The sequence below is a fragment of the Mesorhizobium sp. ISC15 genome, from assembly GCF_037162615.1.
GTDB lineage: Bacteria > Pseudomonadota > Alphaproteobacteria > Rhizobiales > Rhizobiaceae > Mesorhizobium > Mesorhizobium mediterraneum.
In genome coordinates, this window is the sequence record NZ_JAVSPX010000001.1 from 4,805,580 (window position 1) to 4,824,591 (window position 19,012).

16 protein-coding genes and 1 pseudogene are annotated in these 19,012 nt (G+C 62.2%); 8 read left to right on the plus strand and 9 right to left on the minus strand.

The annotated features are described in order from the left end of the window. Positions 1 to 86: 86 nt before the first annotated feature. Positions 87 to 539, plus strand: coding sequence for an Lrp/AsnC family transcriptional regulator (locus RPG13_RS23125; RefSeq protein ID WP_023676441.1), 453 nt, complete (start codon positions 87 to 89; stop codon positions 537 to 539). A 140-nt stretch (positions 540 to 679) separates the two neighbouring features. On the opposite strand, the gene RPG13_RS23130 is transcribed toward RPG13_RS23125, so the two are convergent. Both RPG13_RS23130 and RPG13_RS23135 read right to left on the minus strand, forming a co-directional pair. After that, a complete protein-coding gene (locus RPG13_RS23130) occupies positions 680 to 1,879 on the minus strand; it encodes a cytochrome-c peroxidase (protein WP_292623709.1) in 1,200 nt (399 codons plus the stop codon). 13 nt (positions 1,880 to 1,892) lie between these two features. Further along, complete coding sequence (locus RPG13_RS23135; RefSeq protein WP_127204484.1) at positions 1,893 to 2,342, minus strand: FixH family protein; 450 nt, start codon at positions 2,340 to 2,342, stop codon at positions 1,893 to 1,895. A gap of 153 nt (positions 2,343 to 2,495) precedes the next feature. Here RPG13_RS23135 and RPG13_RS23140 point away from each other — a divergent pair, with 153 nt between their 5' ends. Further along, positions 2,496 to 3,416 (plus strand): sugar kinase, encoded by a 921-nt coding sequence (locus RPG13_RS23140; RefSeq protein WP_337126082.1) that lies wholly within the window; start codon positions 2,496 to 2,498, stop codon positions 3,414 to 3,416. Positions 3,417 to 3,479: 63 nt separating this feature from the next. On the opposite strand, the gene RPG13_RS23145 is transcribed toward RPG13_RS23140, so the two are convergent. Beyond that, on the minus strand, positions 3,480 to 4,514 hold the full coding sequence (locus RPG13_RS23145) for a class I SAM-dependent methyltransferase (RefSeq protein WP_337126083.1): 1,035 nt from the start codon (positions 4,512 to 4,514) through the stop codon (positions 3,480 to 3,482). A 283-nt stretch (positions 4,515 to 4,797) separates the two neighbouring features. Between RPG13_RS23145 and RPG13_RS23150 the strand changes: the two genes are divergently transcribed. Then, complete coding sequence (locus RPG13_RS23150; RefSeq protein ID WP_337127047.1) at positions 4,798 to 6,819, plus strand: putative bifunctional diguanylate cyclase/phosphodiesterase; 2,022 nt, start codon at positions 4,798 to 4,800, stop codon at positions 6,817 to 6,819. Between the two features lie 166 nt (positions 6,820 to 6,985). Here the strand turns inward: RPG13_RS23150 and RPG13_RS23155 are convergent, their stop codons facing one another. Together RPG13_RS23155 and RPG13_RS23165 are read right to left on the minus strand one after the other, a co-directional pair. Then, entirely contained in the window at positions 6,986 to 7,774 is a 789-nt protein-coding gene (locus RPG13_RS23155) for a DUF899 domain-containing protein (RefSeq protein ID WP_337126084.1), read from the minus strand. A gap of 803 nt (positions 7,775 to 8,577) precedes the next feature. Then, a complete protein-coding gene (locus RPG13_RS23165) occupies positions 8,578 to 9,468 on the minus strand; it encodes an AraC family transcriptional regulator (protein ID WP_127294216.1) in 891 nt (296 codons plus the stop codon). Between the two features lie 144 nt (positions 9,469 to 9,612). Between RPG13_RS23165 and RPG13_RS23170 the strand changes: the two genes are divergently transcribed. Beyond that, positions 9,613 to 10,368 (plus strand): SDR family oxidoreductase, encoded by a 756-nt coding sequence (locus RPG13_RS23170; RefSeq protein WP_095486747.1) that lies wholly within the window; start codon positions 9,613 to 9,615, stop codon positions 10,366 to 10,368. 159 nt (positions 10,369 to 10,527) lie between these two features. On the opposite strand, the gene RPG13_RS23175 is transcribed toward RPG13_RS23170, so the two are convergent. The 3 genes from RPG13_RS23175 to RPG13_RS23185 form a co-directional block, all read right to left on the minus strand. Then, positions 10,528 to 11,559 carry an aldose epimerase family protein gene (locus RPG13_RS23175; protein ID WP_337126085.1) on the minus strand — a complete coding sequence of 344 codons (1,032 nt, stop codon included), beginning with the start codon at positions 11,557 to 11,559 and terminating at the stop codon, positions 10,528 to 10,530. Positions 11,560 to 11,644: 85 nt separating this feature from the next. Then, positions 11,645 to 13,102 carry an NAD-dependent succinate-semialdehyde dehydrogenase gene (locus RPG13_RS23180; RefSeq protein ID WP_127204668.1) on the minus strand — a complete coding sequence of 486 codons (1,458 nt, stop codon included), beginning with the start codon at positions 13,100 to 13,102 and terminating at the stop codon, positions 11,645 to 11,647. A 203-nt stretch (positions 13,103 to 13,305) separates the two neighbouring features. Beyond that, complete coding sequence (locus RPG13_RS23185) at positions 13,306 to 14,253, minus strand: AEC family transporter (RefSeq protein ID WP_127294448.1); 948 nt, start codon at positions 14,251 to 14,253, stop codon at positions 13,306 to 13,308. A 168-nt stretch (positions 14,254 to 14,421) separates the two neighbouring features. On the opposite strand from RPG13_RS23185, the gene RPG13_RS23190 reads away from it, so the two are divergent. Beyond that, a complete protein-coding gene (locus RPG13_RS23190; protein ID WP_128242632.1) occupies positions 14,422 to 14,970 on the plus strand; it encodes a histidine phosphatase family protein in 549 nt (182 codons plus the stop codon). Positions 14,971 to 15,122: 152 nt separating this feature from the next. Here the strand turns inward: RPG13_RS23190 and RPG13_RS23195 are convergent. Beyond that, positions 15,123 to 15,772 (minus strand): annotated as a pseudogene (locus tag RPG13_RS23195) (glutathione S-transferase family protein). Positions 15,773 to 16,186: 414 nt separating this feature from the next. On the opposite strand from RPG13_RS23195, the gene RPG13_RS23200 reads away from it, so the two are divergent. The 3 genes from RPG13_RS23200 to RPG13_RS23210 are packed head-to-tail and all read left to right on the plus strand — an operon-like array spanning position 16,187 to position 18,984. Beyond that, positions 16,187 to 16,468, plus strand: a complete 282-nt coding sequence (locus RPG13_RS23200) for an acyl carrier protein (RefSeq protein WP_095486660.1) — start codon at positions 16,187 to 16,189, stop codon at positions 16,466 to 16,468. A gap of 38 nt (positions 16,469 to 16,506) precedes the next feature. Then, positions 16,507 to 17,697 carry a beta-ketoacyl-ACP synthase gene (locus tag RPG13_RS23205; protein ID WP_095486661.1) on the plus strand — a complete coding sequence of 397 codons (1,191 nt, stop codon included), beginning with the start codon at positions 16,507 to 16,509 and terminating at the stop codon, positions 17,695 to 17,697. 15 nt (positions 17,698 to 17,712) lie between these two features. After that, positions 17,713 to 18,984, plus strand: a complete 1,272-nt coding sequence (locus RPG13_RS23210) for a beta-ketoacyl-ACP synthase (protein WP_337126086.1) — start codon at positions 17,713 to 17,715, stop codon at positions 18,982 to 18,984. Positions 18,985 to 19,012 lie beyond the last annotated feature (28 nt).

Consider the following 19,012-nt stretch of genomic DNA (forward strand, 5'->3'; position numbering starts at 1 on the left):
GATCTCAGTCGGTCCAAAGAAATCGACACGGCAGGCCGATTGATCTATCATGATGACTGATCCCCGCCAATTTGACCAGAATTTCAATGACAGAAGACCAATTGGACCGCATCGACAGGAACATCCTGTCGGCGCTAGGCAGCAATGGCCGGCTTTCCATGTCGGAACTCGCGGCAAAAGTCGGGCTGTCGAAGACGCCGGTGCAGGCGCGGGTCAAGCGGCTGGAAAAGGACGGCTTTATCAGGGGCTACCAGGCGATCATCGACCGCGAGCGCATGGGCGAAGGCCATGTCGCTTTCGTCCAGGTGAAACTGTCGGACACCCGCTCAGCCGCGCTCGATGCCTTCAACCGCGCGGTGCAGGCGGTGCCGGAGATCGAGCAGTGCCATATGATGGCGTCGAGCTTCGACTATCTGCTGAAGGTCCGCACCACGGACATCGCCGCCTATCGCCGTGTGCTCGGCGAGCGCATCTCGGCCCTGCCCCACGTCGCCCAGACCTCGACCTTCGTGGCGATGGAGACGGTGAAGGATCGGTAGGCGCGCTGTTGCGGTAACGTCGGCGGGACAGCGCCCCCCGAAAGCGGCGGTGACAGCCAATCTCCCCCCTCGTGGGGGAGATGTCCTGCCGGACAGAGGGGGGCGCGAAGGATCGCTACCGAGTAGCCTTTCTGAGCCGTTCACTCGGCCAGCGTCTTCAGGAACGCCACCACCGCCCCACGCTCGCGGTCCGAAAGCTGCAGTGGGTGGACCTCGGACACACCCTCGACACTGGTCGGCGCCTTCGAATAATGCGCCACCACTTCGTCAAGCGACGAGAACTGCCCGGCATGCATGTAAGGCGGCCGGGTGGCGGCGCCGCGCAGCGACGGTGTCTTGTAGGCGCGGACCAGTTCCGGTCCGACCTTGACCATGAAGCGCAGCTCGCCGCAGGCGCTGGCGTCGCCATCGCGAAAGGCGCCGAAACAGTTGAACGGATCGGCCTCGACTTGGCGTACCGCATCTATGCGGCCGCGATCCGGCGGCAAATTCGCAACCGGCGGCACGCCGGTGTTGTGAAAACTGCTGTCGGTGAAGCGCGGCCCGGTGTGGCATGTCACGCAACTGGCTTTGCCGATGAACAGTTTCAGCCCGAGGATTTCCTCAGGCGAAAAGGCATCGTCGCCTTGCGGCTGTATACCGGTAGCCAAGGCGGCGGCGAACCGGTCGAAGCGCGTCTGCGGCGGCGCGATCGATCGCTCGAAGGCGGCGATCGCCTTGCCGATATTGGCGAAGACGCGGTTGACGGCCTCGGCCTGCGCAGCGGACATGGCGTTCCACGCCGCTTTCTCGGCATCGCTGCCGAGCGGACTGGCATTGGCCGGCACGGTCGAAAGGTCGGGCAGCGGCCCGAAGATGCGCTCATAGCGCTCGCCGAATCGCGCCTTGATATAGTGCGCGTAGGCGGCGCGATTGCCGGCCTGCTCCAGCGGATTTTCCAGCGGCGTCAGCGCCTGTGCCCAAAGACTGTCGCGCCGCCCATCCCAGAAGAACCATGGATCATGCGCGACGCCGGCCAGCGGCATGGTGCGCCGGTTGGTGCGGCCGACGCCGACCGCTTGCGGCAGGTCGTCCTGGAACTGCCGGTCGATCTTGTGGCAGGTCGAGCAGGAAACCTTGCCATCGCCGCTCATCCCGACGTCGAAGAACAGCGTCGAGCCAAGCGCGGCGGCGGCCGGCACATCGGCGAAGCGGTTGGTGGTGTCGGTTTTCAGCGGCGGCAGCGCCGACAGTGCCAGTGAGGCGATGGTCTTCTTTTCGGCATCGGAAAACTCCGGCTTGCCGCAGCCGGCAAGCACGGCCATCGCCAGCAGCGCGAGAAGACGCGAGAATCGGCTCATCTTGCTCCAGCGCTCACAGCAGCACATTGAAGACGACCGTGTCGGATCCGGCCGCCGCGGAAATGGCGAAATGCAATTGCCACAATCCGCTCATCGTGAATTTCACCCCGTCGATGCGATAGCACCCGTCGCCCAGGTAGTCGGTCGCCTGCGGGCTGGTCGGCAGGCCGTGCCTGTGCTGCGGCATGCCCCCGGAAATCGTGATCGCTGCCCCTTCCACCGGGGTTCCCGCGCCTGTCTTGAGGGTCAGCAGCCAGGATTGCAGCTCGCCTTGCCGGATAGCGCCCCGCTCCGGTTCGAAACTGGCCACAAACAGCCCGTGCGCTGTCTTTTTCGAGCGCGCAATCTCGGAGCTGGCAAGCCGAGGCGCTTGCGGCGCCGTCAGATAGACGGCGGCAAGAATGCCAGCCAGCAAGGCGGCCAGACCAAGACCTGCCAAAACATAACGCCATAACGATGCCAAACCGTTTCCTCTTCCGGAAATAACGTCTCGCTGGGCAGATTGCGTCCCGCCGCTCAGTTGAGAAAACACATCTGGCGCAAAATCCGCTGACGCCAAGCATGGCGCTGCCGGCCGCAAAAAGCTACAGCACCGGAATCACGCGGAGAGAGATACATGACAGGAAACGGCGTCGCCTCGATCGGTGAATGCATGCTCGAACTTTCAGGCCAGGCCGGGCCGAACTGGCGCATGGGCTTTGCCGGCGACACGTTCAACACACTGTGGGCGCTGCATGCGCTGAGCGGCGACCGGCCGGCAACCTATGTGTCGGCCTTCGGCGACGACCCGTTCTCGCGCGACCAGATCGGTTTCTTCGGCGAAAATGGCATCGGCATCGGCGCCAGCCCGATCATAGCAGGCGCCCGGCCCGGCCTCTATGCGATCACGTTGACCGGCGCCGAACGCTCCTTCACCTACTGGCGCGGCGATGCGGCCGCAAGGCAGCTTGCCTCCGACCCGGCCGCTTTGGCGAAAAGCCTTGAAAATCAGTCGCTTGTTTACTTTTCCGGAATCACTTTGGCAATTCTGGATGACGCTGCGCGCATGTCCCTGCTGGCGGCGGTGGCCAAGGCGCGCGCCGCCGGCTCGCTTGTCGCCTTCGATCCCAACTACCGGCCACGGTTGTGGCGCCGGCGCGAGGAAGCGCAGGCCGCGATCCTCGATGCGCTTGCAGTCACCGACATCGCACTGCCGACCTTTCCCGACGAGCAGATGCTGTTCGGCGACGCCGCGCCGCAAGCTACCGCCGAACGATTGGGAAAGCTTGTCGGCGAAGTCGTCGTCAAGAATGGCGAGGAGCCGGCACTGATCGCCGCAAGCGGAACCCTGCAACCCGTTCCGGCCGTGCATGTCGCGGCCCCCGTCGACACGACCGGCGCCGGCGATTCCTTCAATGGGGCCTATCTCGCCGCCCGCCTGGCCGGCCATGCGCCGAGCGAGGCCGTGCTGCGCGCACATCGCGTCGCCGCGGCTGTCGTCCAGGTGCGCGGCGCGCTGGCGCCGTTCGAGACGTTAAGGGCAGCGTTCGAAGATTAGCATCAAAACGCAAGCAGACCGGCTGCCGCCAATGGGCGACAACCTTGCAGCCCAAGGCGTGGTTTATCCGCGCTTTTCGATGACGCCATATAGGACGTTGCGGTTTTCGCCAAAGAACACCTGCGCCTCGACGGTGTTGCGGTCGACGCTGGCATTGATGATGTCCCACATATCGGCCTCCGACCGCAGCAGCAGCACCCAGTTCATGAACGTCTCCCGGTAGCCGGCGTCGGGGTTGCCCTCTGCGTAGTTCGCGAACAGGAATGTCCCGTTCGGCTTCAACATCTGCAGGCAAGTCTTCGTGAGCTTCACGGCGACGTTGTGCGCAAGGTAATCGTAGAGGCCAGAGGCGTAGATGAAGTCGAACTTGCCAAGCTTGTGGCCCCTCGTGAGCACGGTTCGTACCGAGCCGTCGATGGCCTCGACCGCGGTGCCCTGGAAGTCGCGGTTGATCAACCCAACGCTCTGAGGATCCTGATCGAGCGCAACCCAGCGCTTGAGACGGCCCTCTCGCAAGGCGACTGAGCGATTGGCCTCCCTTAAATGGCCGGCCGCAATCGCCAGGACCTCGGCTTGCGGTCCATTCTTGGCCGCAATCTCATCGACATACCGGGTTAAAAGATCGCGTCGCTCCCGTGCCGCGATGCACGACGGTACATCCTTGGTGTGGCTATAGAGCGCCTTGCCGATCTCCGAGGCGCTTGCCACGCTCTCGGCCACGTGCGGATCACAATAGATGTAGTCGAGCAACTGCGCGTCGCCAGAATAACCTCTGGGCTTGTCATGGGACCACCGCGTGAGCGGATCCTCGAGAAAGTACTCCAAGATCGGGTGGTTCTGCACTACCGGTATCAATGCTTGCCAAACGTCCGGATGAACCTTGGAACGGGTTGCGTCGAGGTACGACATCAGCCGACGAATGATCTCCGCGGGATCCTTTCGTTGCTCGACTTGCTGGTGTGTCGCGTGGAGAATGAGTGCCAGCTCTACGCGGGCGGTTTCGAACGCTTCGCTGTGAGGACCGAGCTTTCTTCGAGGGAGACTGGCGGCGATCATCTCGGCAGTAATCAGACTTTTGCCATCAAGGATGGTTGCCACCGCAGACTCCATAATTACAACTAGTTAGATATTATCTAGATATTGCGTAAAATTTTATCTTTGCCAAGGCACATCCCCGGCATTTTAGCGGTGTCGTTAATTTCCCGCCAACCATCCTAGCTGTTTGAACGCCTTGTGGTTCGGATTCCCGATACGAGTTAACGAAAACCTATTTGCGCGGCTGCATATTGTTTGCGAGGCGCCGCAATCGCTGTCGCCTGAGGAGTCGGCCGGCGTGGGGGCAGAAGCTAAAAATGAGTTCGGAATACAAAGCCCGGTTCAAATGGGGTTTGTGGTGACGAGCGACTCCGCGTCATCCGCATTGGCCGATATAGCCGATGCGGAACCGTTCGAACCGCGCTACGAGCCGCGGTCCGACGAACTCCGCAAGCTCTACCGAAAGGAATCGCAAGCGACGCGAAGAATGGATTCCAGGCCGGGGCTTTGGATCGCCGTTGCCATCTATCTGCTGTTTTCAGCAACCGATCTGCTGCTGATTCCGGATGTGGCAATCTATACGATCACGGCACGCTTCGTGGTCGGAGTGACTGCGCTCCTGATCTTGGAAGCACAACTTCGCCAGGGAGTCGGAACGGAATGGATTGACGTGACTTGCGCCGGAGCCATCATTTTTGGCTATGTTGGCTGGTTGTGCCCAGCGGTTATGGGTGCGGACAAGGAAAGCGTCTCTTATTATATGGTTTTCGGCACCATCTTCATGATGAGCGCTAATCTATTTTTCACATTTAAATTCAACGTGTCTATTGTAACTTCTGCTATAATATTGGTAATTTTGTATATCGTAAACTATTTTGTGCCATCCACATTAACTTACAAAATGGTATTTGGAACCTTCTATATCTCATGCTTCACATTTACATCTTACGTAAACTGGAAGCTGAACGAGGAGCGCTACAACGTCTTCCTGAATGCCCTCGAAGCCAAAATCCAGCACAAGGAAGCCACCGAGCGCGGACAGGCGTTGTTGAACCTGTCGAGAACCGATCCGCTTACAGGTCTGGAGAATCGGCGGGCGATTGACGAGAAGCTGCGGGACTACTGGAGCGACTGGCAGAGGTCTGGCAGCAGTTTTGTGGCGATCCTCATCGACGTGGACTTCTTCAAAAGGTTCAATGACTTTTACGGGCATCAAGAAGGTGACCGCTGCCTGATTCTTGTCGCCAATGCCCTTGCCGATATGATTAAGCAGCACAATGGCTCAATCGGCCGCTACGGCGGGGAAGAATTCATTGTCCTGGCGCGCATGGAGAAAAGAGAACAGGTCGCAGATATTGTGGAAGCCATTCGAAGCACGGTGGAGAACCTCGCGCTTCCCCACGAGCACCGGAGAGACGGTACCTCGGTTGTAACGGTGAGCGTTGGCGCTGCCTTCACCAGGGTCCAGACCGGCGCCAAGCTGGAAAAAATCATCCACGAGGCCGACCGCGCGCTCTATCTGGCAAAAGCAGGCGGTCGAAATTGTACGTGGCTGTTCGATCCAAACGATCCCCAAAGCAGCGATGAGAGCGAGAATATTGCGGCTTTGCTGAAGATCGCGATCGGCCAGGATCTCGTTTCACTCGTCTATCAGCCTATCCAAAATGTCGCGTCGGGCCGAGTTGAAGCCGTCGAGGCTCTGATGCGCCTCAAAATGCTGGATGGCACGTCGGTTCCGCCGAGCCTCTTCATTCCCGTCGCGGAACGAACTGGCGCTGTCCTGGCGCTCGGGCGCTGGGCAATTAGGACAGTGTGCACTGAGCTTCTGGCGGACGATCACGTCCGTGTCGTCAGCGTCAACGTCTCTCCAATTCAGCTCAAGACGCCCGGCTTCGCAACCTCTGTTGCGGCCATTTTGAGCGAGACCGGCGTAGCCGGCAGCAGGCTGGCCTTCGAAATCACCGAAGGGCTCGAGATGGAGATGCACTCCGACATTCTTCGCTGCATCAGCGACCTAAAGCTGCTAGGGATCAGGATATGGCTTGATGACTTCGGGACCGGCTTCGCGGGCCTCTCATGGCTTCGTCTAATCGATTTCGATACCGTGAAGATTGACCGCTCGTTTCTTCATGATTGCGGCTCCCCCAGAGGCAAGGCAATGCTGCAAGACATTATTGCGCTGGTCCGAAATCGCGGCCATAAAATCCTGGTCGAAGGGGTGGAAACCGACAAGCAGATGGCCTTCATACGTGAATTCGACATAGATGAAATCCAAGGCTTTCATGTCGGCCGCCCTGCTCCCGCCGCGAGCTTTCGAGCGAGACCGGCCACCCACAAACGCCCTTTTCTGGTCGTTAAGTCCGCATGAATAGCGGCAGAGCGATCTGAGTAGCTGCAAGCCGTCGCCGCCGCAGAAGCGCGCTGAAGACCGGGCACTATTTAACTCACAATCGAACTCACTCAGGAGCGGGCGGCGGATCGGTGGCCCTCAGACCGGCCGTCGCCGTCCGCCCGATTCACCGAACAGGCCTGGCTCACGCCTTCGTGCTGGCCTCCCGGAACGCCGCCTCTCCGGCGTCCGATACCTCGACCCATTTCTTGTCGGCCGCTGCGTCGGAGCCGTAGCTGTCGTGCCAGTTCCACCAGTTGTAGGCCGGGGTCTGAGGATAGCCTTCGGGCGAGTCCTCCCAGACCTCCTGCCGGCCCAGCGGCGTGATGTCGAGGTAGTTCCAGGTGCCCCCCATCTGTTCGTCGCCGCGGTTGTTGATGAAGTAGGCGCGGAACACGCGGTCGCCGTCGCGGATGAACACGTTGTGACCATGCCACTCGTCCACGCCGAAATCGGCGTCGAAGCTGTCGGTGATGGTGAACCACGGTATCTCCCAGTCCATCCGCGCCTTCAGCCGCGCGATGTCCGCCTGCGGCGCACGCGAGACGAAGACGAGGGTGGTGTCACGGGCGTTCAGGTGGGCGACATGGGCGACCTGGTCGGCCACCAGGGAGCAGCCGCGGCAGGCATGGTCGGGCCAGCCGAACACTCCCGGCTCGAAGAAGGCGCGGTAGACGATCAGCTGACGCCGACCGTTGAACAGGTCGAGCAGGCTCACCTTTCCGTCAGGCCCCTCGAACGCATACGTCTTCTCCACCGCCATCCACGGCATCCGCCGGCGCTCGGCGGCCAGTGCGTCACGGGCGCGGGTCTGGGCCTTTTCCTTCACGAGCAGATTCTCGCGGGCCGCCTCCCACGCCTGCGGCGACACGACCGGTGGTGTGTGCATGGCAGGCTGTCCGCTCTTCCGTCCGTTTCCGGCTGATGCAGTCATGGCTTTGATACCTCCTGATTTGGGCGAAACCCCGCGCCTCGTTGGCCGAAGCGCGGTTTCATTCGCTGCTTTTCGCTCATGGTTAGGCATGAGGTAGTTTGGCACCGGAGAGCGGACAGCGGGAGTAACAAGTGTGGCGCTATTCCAATGGAGCCGCTGATCCCAGCCGCGGCCTGCGCAGAAGCGGGTGCTCCTGCGCCCACGCTTCAAGACATCGCGACGGCCCAGCACGGCCGCTTTCCGGGGCGCCGCCGGCGATCGACAACGGCGCTCCCGCTGTTACAGACGTAACCAAATTCCGTTCCGCTGAAATCATTCCGTAGCGAGATTCTCCGAGACAACGACGTTCTCGACACGAGAGCCGCGGAGCGCGAAGGAACTTTTTCCCTTTTGTTCACGCACAGCCGAACAGCCCGAAACCACGTGGCACGCTCCCAACCCGCAAACTCAAAATGGGAGACTAAAAATGGCTCACACGAAAACTCGCTCCGGCCGCGGCGCACCCAGCCGCCGCTTGTTTGGGTCAAGGCTGAAAAGCGTAGCAATAATCATCGTTGCCTTCAGGACGTGGCGAGAGAACGTCGCAAGACGCAGGGCCCTAGCGGATTTGACGCCCGATCAGCTGAAGGACATCGGTCATCCGGAGGCCCATGAACCTGTGCTCGACGTCGTTAAGGCCGCTCAGACCACGAACTTGATGTCGATGAGGTAAGATCAGCGCGCCAACTGTCGGCGCGGACGAGCAGGCGCAGCGCTCGCTTCGGCAAGCTCGGCGCGTAGCGAGCGAAGCTGCCGAAGGCACCTCAAGCGGCGGCCAAGTTTCTGCCTCTCGCTTCTTTCGTATCCCGAACAGGCGTCCGGCCGAACAGACGACCATATTCCCGGGTGAACTGCGACACGCTTTCATAGCCGACCGCGAACGCTGCGCTGCTCGCAGTCTTTCCCTCCGACAGCATCAGCCGCCTCGCCTCAATCAGGCGCAACTGTTTCTGGAATTGCAAGGGAGAGAGCGAGGTTACTGCGCGAAAGTGCTGGTGGAATGACGACATACTCATTCCGGCCACAGCCGCCAGGCGCTCGACTGGCAAAGACCGCGCGAACTCTGCCCGAAGCACTGCGACCGCGCGCGCCACTCGCCGCATTTGGCCGTCTGGCCACCCCAGACGACGGATCGCCGACCCGTGCCGCCCGGCCAGCAGCCAATAGTGCATCTCGCGCACAAGCTGGGCCTGTAGCACCGGGACCGATGCCGGGCGATCGAGCAGCCGCATCAAACGCAGGGCCGCGTCGGCAACCTCGGCGTCAGTCGGGTCAACCCGCACGGGCGCGTGGTCGGCCACATGCTGGGCGTCTATTTGCTCACTCAGCTCCGCGATGACCGCCGGATCGAGTTCCAGAACAAGCGAGTAGTAGGGAGCAGCGGCGCTGGCGCGGGTGATCTGGCTCACCGTCGGCACGTCCGCCGTGATCAGCAGCGAATCTCCGGCGGAGAAGGCGAAGCCCTGAGTACCCATCGTGACGTGCTTGCTCCCCTGGACCACCAGACAGGCGAGCGGTCGGGAGATGTCGTAGACCAGACCGCTAGGCGCCGTCGCCCGCACCGTGTTGAGACCCGGTATCGGGGTATGCGCAACGCCGTCTGGGCCGGCATTGGTGTCTGCATGGCGGCGGACGGCATTGAGGAGCGCGGTCATGGACCAAAACTATTCCTTTGCTGCCCGACACGCAAAGCATTTTGGAGGATTAGGCAAAAACGGTCGAGCATCCGGCAACAAAAGCCTGCCCATTGGGCCGATATCGGCGTGGCCACAGCAGTGGTGCAAACAAAGGAGCAGGCCATGACCAAGATCACGCTCATTACTGGCGCCAGCCGCGGGCTCGGGCGCAACACCGCACTCAGCATCGCACGCCGCGGCGGTGACGTTGTCCTCACCTACCATAGCCGGAGTGAAGACGCTCGGGCCGTTGTCGCGGAGATTCAGGCAACGGGTCGCAGGGCAGTCGCCCTGCAACTCGACACCGGTGACGTTGCCACCTTCGCTTCTTTCACTGAGCGCCTGCAGGCGGCATTGCGCGAGACCTGGCAGCGCGAGACGTTCGATCATCTGGTGAACAATGCCGGCCATGGCGACATGGCAATGATCGCAGAGACGACGGAGGCGCAGTTCGACCGGCTGGTCAATGTCCACTTCAAGGGGGTGTTCTTCCTCACCCAAAAGCTGCTGCCGCTGATCGCGGACGGCGGCCGTATCGTGAACCTCTCCTCGGGCCTCACCAGGATGTCCTATCCGGGCTTCGCCGCCTACTCGGCAGTGAAGGGCGCGGTCGAGGTGCTCAGCGTTTACATGGCGAAGGAGTTGGGCGCCCGCGGCATCGCCGTCAACACGGTGGCGCCGGGCGCGATCGAAACTGATTTCCTTGGCGGCGCTGTCCGCGACATGCCCGACCTCAACAAGGTGTTCGCAGATATGATTGCACTCGGCCGCGTCGGCATGCCGGACGACATCGGGCCAATGATCGCCAGCTTGTTATCCGAGGACAATCGCTGGGTGAATGCCCAGCGGATCGAAGTGTCCGGCGGCCAAGCCATTTGACGAAGCAGGTACCACACCGTTGATTGGCGTCAGGCCCGTTGGGAGCGTCTGCTCCTTGGAGCGGACCTGCTGTCTCGGCCAGGCCGTCTGCCTAGACGGCGGACATGATCCCTTTCCGAGCCGAAGGTAGCACCGTAAAATCCGGTACCGGCTTCCGGGTCAGGCGCCAGGCAGCCGGAACCGGTATTCCGTCACATGGTGATAGATCTGGCCCGGCCATAGCGTGGCCTGTGGGAAATATGGCCGGTTCGGCGCGTCCGGCCAGACCTGCGGCTCCAGGCAGAAGCCCGAAAAAGCCTTGTAATGACGTCCTTCGAGTCCCGGCGAAGGTGGCGCCAGATACTGGCCGGTATAGAGCTGGACGCCCGGCTCCGTGGTCCAGAGCTCCATCTCGACGCCGGAATTCGCGCCCTGCGCCCATGACGCCTGCCTGAGCGGCCCGCGCGTCGCGGCAAGGCAGAAATTCTGGTCGTAGGCAAGCTGCTTGCCCTCGCTCTCCATGCGCAGCGGCCGCGCCTGGCGGAAATCGAACGGCGTGTCGTCGACCGGCTTGACGACGCCGGTCGGGATCAGGTCGCCATCGACCGGAAGATAGGCGCCGGCGTTCAGCATCAGCCGGTGGTCGAGAATGTCGCCGGCGCCGCCGTCATCCAGGTTGAAATAGGAATGCTGGGTGAGGTTGCACAGCGTCGGCTCCTCGCAGGTGGCGGTCATCTCGACGCTGAGCGTGCCGGGGATTTTCAGCCGGTAGGTGCAGGTCACGTCGAGCGCGCCGGGAAAGCCCATCGTGCCGTCGGGATCATGCAGGGTCAGGGTGACAAAATCCCTGCCATGCAGCGAAACCTCCCATGGCCGGTGGGAAAAACCTTGCGAGCCGCCATGCAGCGTGTGCTTGTCGAGGAAGTTGCGCTCGGTCTGGTAGCGCTGTCCGGCGATGGTGAAGCGGCCATCGCGGATGCGGTTGGCATAGCGTCCGACGATGGCACCGAAGAAAGCCGTGTCCGTCTCGTAAGGCTCGAAACTGTCATAGCCGAGCACCAGCGGCGCATCGTGCCCGGCCAGGCGCAGATCCTGGATGATGGCGCCCAGCCCGATGATGTTGGCGGTTAGACCGCCGCCGCGGATGGTGAAGCGGCGGACGGCCTCGCCCGTCTGCGTCGTGCCAAAGACCTCGCCGTCCTTCATCGCCATGCCCGAAACGCCAGTTGGTTGATCGATCCCCGCCTGACCTCTCGGGCCGGCTTGGGTCCATTGATGGTCAACAGACCCTGCCCAATCAGAGGCCGAGGCCGCCGATGCAGACATATTTGGTGTCGAGATAATCCTCGATGCCCTGATGTCCGCCTTCCTTGCCGAGGCCCGATTCCTTGACGCCGCCGAACGGCGCCTCAGGCGTGGTGATGAGGCCTTCATTGACCCCGACCATGCCGTATTTTAGCCCTTCCATGACCCGGAAGGCGCGGCCGAGATCGCCCGTGTAGAAATAGCAGGCGAGGCCGAATTCGGTGTCGTTGGCGAGTGCCACGGCTTCCTCTTCGGTTTCGAACTTGAACACCGGTGCTACCGGGCCAAAGATCTCTTCCTTCATGAAGCGCATCTTCGGCGTCGCATCGGCGATCACCGTCGGCTGGAAGAACGAACCGCCCAGCGCATGGCGCTTGCCGCCGGCGACGACCTTGCCGCCCTTGGCGGTGGCATCGGCGATCAGTTCCTCGACTTTTTCGACCGCTTTCTCGTCGATCAGCGGCCCCTGCTGCACGCCGTCCTCGAGGCCGGAACCGACCTTCAGCCCGTTGCTGGCGGCGGCGAGCTTTTCGACGAACTTGTCATAGACGCCAGCCTGAACCAGGAAGCGGTTGGTGCAGACGCAGGTCTGGCCGGAATTGCGGTATTTGGCGGTGATCGCGCCGGCGACGGCACGCTCGATGTCGGCGTCGTCGAAGACGATGAACGGTGCGTTGCCGCCGAGCTCCATCGACACCTTCTTGACGGTGACGGACGATTTCTGGATCAGGATCTTGCCAACCTCGGTCGAGCCGGTGAAGGTGATCTTCTTGACCAACGGGTTGGCGCAGATCTCGTCGCCGATCTCGCCGGCGGCGCCGGTCAGGATGTTGATGACGCCTTTGGGGAAGCCGACTTCCTCGGCGAGAGCACCCCAGGCAAGGCCGGAATAAGGCGTCTGTGACGCCGGCTTGACGACCGCGGTGCAGCCGGCTGCAAGCGCCGGGCCGAGCTTGCGGGCCAGCATCGAGGACGGGAAATTCCACGGCGTGATGGCGGCGATGACGCCGACCGGCTCCTTGGTCACCAGGATGCGGCGGTCCGCCCAGGGCGACGGCACGACATCGCCATAAGTGCGGCGGCCTTCTTCGGCGAACCACAGGATGTAGGACGCGGCCGAACCGATCTCGCCCTTCGATTCGAACAGCGACTTGCCCTGCTCGATGGTCAAGAGCTCGGCCAGCACATCCTGATTGTCCATCATCGCGTCATGCAGCTTGCGCAGCAACTTCGAACGCTCGAGCGCGGTGGTCTTGCGCCATGTCTTGAAGGCGGCGTCGGCAGCTTCGATGGCGCGGCGCGTCTCGACCTTGCCCGACTTCGGCACGGTGCCGATCTTGAGGCCGGTGGCCGGGTTGTTGACATCGACCGTCTGGCCGCTGTCGGCCTGCACCCACTCGCCGTTGATGAGATTGGCCTGGCGCATGAAATGGCTGGTTTTCTGAAGCATGGTCTAGCCTCCGTTCGGCGCGCTGACGGGCCGGTATCTGGATTTCTTTTGTGGGCGTGCGCAATGGCATCGATGCCGGCACACCTGGAGCCACTGCTCTTTACCTAGGGCAAGCCCCGCAATCAATCGCAAGATGGCATATAGGGTTTGGGCCAGCGCAAGGCGAGGCCGATTTGCGCCCAAATTGCTATCCAAACACGTTGCTATCCAAACACGTGGACGACCACCGTCAGCCAGAACGCCGTGGTGACGACGGCGCAGGCGGTGGCGATGGTCATCTGGTTCGATGCCAATGCCTGGCCGGTGTTGAATTGCGTCGCAATCAGGTAGGAATTGACCCCGGATGGCAGCGCGGCCGCCACCACCGCCACCTTCGCCGACAGCGGCGGCAGCCCAAGTAGCCAGACCAGGCCGAGCGCGACGGCCGGCATCAGCAGCAGCTTCAGCGCCGATAGCGCCAGCGCAGGCCGCACGTTGCCGGAGATGCCGAAACGGCACAGGCCAAGCCCCATTGCAAACAGCGCGACCGGTCCGGCGATGTTGGCCAACGCGTCGACCAGCCGGACGGCCAACGCCGGCAGCGGCAAATCGGCGATACGCCACACCCACCCGGCCAGGATGCCGATGATCAACGGATTGGAGAGCATCTTTCGAAAGAAGCGCCGGATGATGCGCAGCGGATGCACATGCTCGTCACCGCGGCCAAAGATTTCAAACAGGATGATCGATGCCATGATCATCGTCGGCAGATGCACGGAAATCAGCAGCGACAGCACTTCGAATCCACTTGGCCCGAATGTGCCGAGGACGAACGGGATGCCGAGCAGGACGAGATTGGAAAAAGCCGACGACACGCCGCCGACGACCCCGGCGCGCGCATCGCGCCCGAACACCCGCGTGGTGACCAGATGGCCTGCAGCCCACGTGACTGCCGCCGCTGTGAAATAGGCTCCCCAGAACGACCAGGGCGCGGCGCCATGGAAATCGGCATTCACCATGGTGCGGAACAGAAGCAGCGGCATCGCCACCCCGACAGCGAATTCGGCGATGGCCTCGCCCGCCTCGGCCTTCAAATAGCCGGTGAGCCCGGCGAGATAGCCGAGCGCGACAAGACCGAAGACAAAAAGGACGGTTTCGATGAGTGGAGACATTTTTCTCCTGATAGGCGAGCCGCGATCGCAGTGCAATCGCCCCCACCTTCCGAAGCGTTCTGTCCTCGCAAACAGCCGGGATTGGTCGTGCCTTGTCTTTCAGCCGGCTTTGCCGTCCCTATATCAGGTCACCGGAACCCACCTGCGGTGACCGGAAAAGGACGTCTGATGCTTCGATTTGTGCTGGCTCTATTGCTGCTCGTCGTTCCCGCCGCGGTCCATGCGACTGAAGCCGGCTGGGCGCTGTTGCGCGACGGCGGACATGTGGTGCTGCTTCGCCATGCCATGGTCACCGGCACTACCGATCCGGCGAGTTTCGACATCGAGAAATGCGCGACCCAGGTCAACCTCTCGGTGCGTGGCAAGCAGCAGGCACGAAAGATCGGCGCGCTGTTCGCCGCCCGCGCCGCGCCCATAGAGCGCATGCTGTCCAGCCGCTATTGCCGCAGCCTCGACACCGCCCGCATCGCTTTCAGAGCGGAGCCCGAACCGTTCGCACCACTTGACCTGCTGAAGACCGACCCGAGCGAGAAAGCCGCCCAGCTCGAGGCGGTCATGACCGAGATTCGCAATTATTCCGGCTCCGACAATGTGGTCATGGTCACCCATCTGGAAAACATAATGGCCCTCACCGGCATCTCGCCGCGCGAAGGCGAAGCCGTGATCGTCGAGCCGCAAGGCGACGGCCTGCGCGTGCTCGGTCGCGTCACCTTCTAATCCGCGCTGGAGCTGGTTGAAGCGTTCGCCAGTGGTGAAAATCTAACGCTTGGTACGCTAACTGGAATGCCGGTTCCGACCATTCTCACACACATCTACCGCCTAAAGCTGCACATCCGCGCCGATAGGCTCAAATGACCAGAGCGGCCTCGTCAGCTGGTCGATGCGGCAGTGAAAACCGCCAATTGAGCGTCGAAAGCACGCTTGAAGGCCGGCCGCGCTTCGCCGCGGCTAAATAGGCGGAGAGGTTCGGATATTCGTCCAGTATCCCCGATCCGTTCAACCTGCGCAGGACCCCCACCATCATGAGGTCGCCGGCGCTGAACGCACCATCGAGCCAGTCGGCATCGCCCAGGTGAGCGGAAAGATCGGCTAGCCGCTTACGGATGCGATCCTCAACCCTAGGCAGACGCTTTTCGTGCCAGGTCTCGTCGCGCTCCAGCAGCACGGCTGTTTCCCGTTCAAGGATCGGCGGCTCCAGCGTGCTAACCGCGGCAAACATCCATGTGATCGCGCGCGCCCGGGCATTCGCATCGTCTGGCAACAGGCCACCATGGCGCTCCGCGATGTGGAACACGATCGCCCCCGACTCGAACAAGGCGAGATCGCCTTCTTCATAGGTCGGAATCTGCCCGAAAGGATGAAGCGCACGATGCGCGGGTTTCTTCATCTCGCTGAACGAAACAAGACGAACGTCGTAAGGTTGATCCACTTCTTCGAGCGCCCAACGAACACGCATGTCACGTGCCTGTCCCCTGCCGCGGTCGGGCGACCGTTCAAAGGCTGTAATGGTGGGGGTCATTGGAAGCTCCGGGTGATTACATGAGGCTGTCGGTTAGGTATTCGGTTCTTGCGCTTTGCGTGCAGAGGACGAACGACCGGCGCGGCTCCCGACAACTTACCTCGTTTTCGTTGACCATGGGATTTCGCGGTCCGAACCTTAGCTGCGCGCTCCCTAGGCCTTTGAGCGCGGTTTATTGTGGCCGGAGGGCTGTTCTACGGCATGTACGCTGAGCTTGGAACGATGGCGCCGACGACAATCCGATCGGATGGTTGCGGAACATCGCCGGGAGGTTCCCGCAACACCTATTGCCCTGACAGAACTGCCACCCCATCTGCGCCCGGCGCATCAGGCCCTTTTCCTGCCCGGAAAAACCGATTAGACAGCGCGCAAACACATGCGGACAGATTCCGCCCGCAACCGAAGGAAAAGCCCTTGTCCACCACGTTCGCCAAAGTCGCCAAGATCATCGCCGACACCAGTGAGATCGATATCGACACGATCACCCCTGAAAGCCACACTATCGACGACCTCGGCATCGACAGCCTCGACTTCCTCGACATCGTCTTTGCCATCGACAAGGAATTCGGCATCAAGGTGCCGCTGGAAAAGTGGACGCAAGAGGTCAATGACGGCAAGGCCTCGACCGACGATTACTTCGTCATGAAGAACCTGTGCGCCAAGATCGACGCCCTGGTCGCGGCCAAGAACGCCTAAAATAGTTCGTCTTCAAGCCTGACCCACAACAGCCGCCCATGAGCCCTCACCACGTCGTCATATCAGGCATCGGCCTTGTCTCTTCGCTGGGAGAAGGTCCGGATGCGCATTGGCGCAAACTTGCCCAGCCGGGCCTGGAACCCGTGCTCGAAGCCGCGCGCTTCTCGCCCTACACCGTCCACCCGCTGCCGGAGATCGACTGGAACCTGCAGATCGCCAAGCGCGGCGACCAGCGGCAGATGGAAACCTGGCAGAGGCTCGGCACCTACGCCGCCGGAATGGCGCTGGACGACGCGGGCATCAAGGGCAATGACGAACTCTGCACGACCATGGACATGGTGGTGGCTGCCGGCGGCGGCGAGCGCGACGAGGCGGTCGACGCCGATATTCTCGCCGCTTCGGAAAGCCGCAACGACCGCGACGTGCTGCTCAACGAGAAACTGACCACCGAGTTGCGGCCGACGCTGTTTCTGGCGCAGCTTTCCAACCTGCTCGCCGGCAACATCTCGATCGTCCACAAGGTGACGGGATCGTCGCGCACCTTCATGGGCGAGGAAGGTGCAGGCGTCGCCGCCGTCGAGACGGCCGCCGCGCGCATCCGCTCCGGGCAATCGACGCACATACTGGTCGGCGGCGCCTTCCAGACCGAACACTCCGACATGCTGCTTGGCTATGAACTGGCCGGCTACCTGCATCGCGGCCCCTGGAAACCGGTCTGGCAGAGGCAAGGCGCCGAAGGCGGCGGCGTGGTGACCGGATCCGGTGGCGCGTTTCTCGTCCTGGAACAGCGCGAACACGCGATCAGCCGCGGGCGAAAGATTTATGCCGAACTCGGCCCGGTCGTATCCGGACGCGCCAAACGCCGGCAGGGCGAGCTCGATGCCGAGATTGCCGCGCTGCTCAGGCAGGCAGCGCTGCCGAACGGCGAGTTGCTGACGATTTCAGGCGCTTCGGGCGCCCATGCCGCTACTGCCGCGGAGAAATCGGTGTTCGGCGCCAATCCGGCGATTGCCGCACGCGGCTTTTCGACGCTGACCGGTCACATGAAGGAAGCGCAGTTTCCCTTCGCCGTGGCGCTGGCGGCATTGGCTGTCGAGCGCAAGGCCGCCTACCCGGCTTTTGACGCCGCCACCGAGAAGCCGTTCAACGGCGTTCCCAGGACCGTCCTTGCAACGGCGATCGGCTATCACCAATTCGAGGGCTTGGCGTTGGTCAACGCCGCCGATTAAAGGTCCAGGACAGTCATGGCCAATCTGAACGACCACATGGGCAGGCCGATCGTCGCCGTCACCGGCATCGGCGTGGTGACGTCGCTGGGCGTCGGCAAGGCCGACAATTGGGCAGCGCTCACAGCGGGTAAGTCCGGCATCCATCCGATCACCCGCTTTCCGGTCGACCATCTGAACACCCGCATCTCCGGCATGGTCGATTTCCTGCCGTCGAGCTCCAAGGGCGCCAGTCTCCTCACCTACGAATTGGCCGAGACCGCCGCGCAGGAAGCCGTGGCCGAAGCCGGCCTTAATTCGGGCGATTTCGGCGGGCCGCTTTTCCTCGCCTCGCCGCCGGTCGAACTCGACTGGAGCGAGCGCTTTTCGCTCTACAATTCCGACAAACACGACATCGGCGCCGAACGGCTGCTTCGCGTGGCGCGCGGCTTGAAAGAACTCGATGTTTTCGAGACCACCCAGTTCGGTTCGATCGCCGACCGGCTCGCCGACCGTTTTGGGACGCGCGGCCTGCCGATCACGCTGTCGACGGCTTGCGCCTCGGGCGCCACCTCGATCCAGCTCGGCGTCGAGGCGATCCGCCGCGGCGAATGCGACAGGGCGCTGTCGATCGGCGCCGACGGTTCGGCGACCGCCGAGGCGCTGATCCGTTTCTCGCTGCTTTCCGCGCTCTCCACCCATAACGACATCCCCGAAAAGGCGTCCAAGCCGTTCTCCAAGGACCGGGACGGTTTTGTCCTCGCTGAGGGTTCTGGCGCGCTGGTATTGGAATCGCTGGAGGCCGCACTGGCTCGCGGCGCGACCATTCTCGGCATCCTGCGCGGCTGCGGCGAGAAGGCCGACGATTTCCATCGCACCCGCTCGAAGCCGGACGGTTCGCCGGCGATCGCTGCGGTTCGCGCCGCCCTCGCCGATGCCGGCCTGAGCGAAGACGAGATCGATTATGTCAACGCCCATGGCACCTCGACGCCGGAAAACGACAAGATGGAGCATCTGTCGCTGTCGACCGTGTTCGGCGAGCGGATCGGCTCGATGCCGATCTCGTCGAACAAGTCGATGATCGGCCACACGCTGTCGGCGGCCGGCGCCGTCGAGGCCGCGTTTTCGCTGATGACCATGCGCGAAAGCGTCATTCCGCCGACCATCAATTACGACAATCCCGATCCGGCGATCGTGCTCGACGTGGTGCCGAACATGAAGCGCAACGCCGAGGTCGGCACGGTGCTGTCGAACTCCTTCGGCTTCGGCGGCCAGAACACCTGCCTTGTCATGGCGCGGGAACCGGTCTAAGCGAGCGCTTTCCGCTCAACAGAACCGA

Bases quoted from the DNA above. Each gene is read 5' to 3' on its own strand.
- RPG13_RS23170 (WP_095486747.1), top strand. From the start codon at position 9,613: ATGACCAAGATCACGCTCATTACTGGCGCCAGCCGCGGGCTCGGGCGC.
- RPG13_RS23190 (WP_128242632.1), top strand. From the start codon at position 14,422: ATGCTTCGATTTGTGCTGGCTCTATTGCTGCTCGTCGTTCCCGCCGCG.
- RPG13_RS23165 (WP_127294216.1), bottom strand. From the start codon at position 9,468: ATGACCGCGCTCCTCAATGCCGTCCGCCGCCATGCAGACACCAATGCC.
- RPG13_RS23130 (WP_292623709.1), bottom strand. From the start codon at position 1,879: ATGAGCCGATTCTCGCGTCTTCTCGCGCTGCTGGCGATGGCCGTGCTT.
- RPG13_RS23175 (WP_337126085.1), bottom strand. From the start codon at position 11,559: ATGGCGATGAAGGACGGCGAGGTCTTTGGCACGACGCAGACGGGCGAG.
- RPG13_RS23185 (WP_127294448.1), bottom strand. From the start codon at position 14,253: ATGTCTCCACTCATCGAAACCGTCCTTTTTGTCTTCGGTCTTGTCGCG.
- RPG13_RS23205 (WP_095486661.1), top strand. From the start codon at position 16,507: ATGAGCCCTCACCACGTCGTCATATCAGGCATCGGCCTTGTCTCTTCG.
- RPG13_RS23150 (WP_337127047.1), top strand. From the start codon at position 4,798: ATGGGGTTTGTGGTGACGAGCGACTCCGCGTCATCCGCATTGGCCGAT.
- RPG13_RS23180 (WP_127204668.1), bottom strand. From the start codon at position 13,102: ATGCTTCAGAAAACCAGCCATTTCATGCGCCAGGCCAATCTCATCAAC.
- RPG13_RS23140 (WP_337126082.1), top strand. From the start codon at position 2,496: ATGACAGGAAACGGCGTCGCCTCGATCGGTGAATGCATGCTCGAACTT.
- RPG13_RS23155 (WP_337126084.1), bottom strand. From the start codon at position 7,774: ATGACTGCATCAGCCGGAAACGGACGGAAGAGCGGACAGCCTGCCATG.
- RPG13_RS23125 (WP_023676441.1), top strand. From the start codon at position 87: ATGACAGAAGACCAATTGGACCGCATCGACAGGAACATCCTGTCGGCG.
- RPG13_RS23210 (WP_337126086.1), top strand. From the start codon at position 17,713: ATGGCCAATCTGAACGACCACATGGGCAGGCCGATCGTCGCCGTCACC.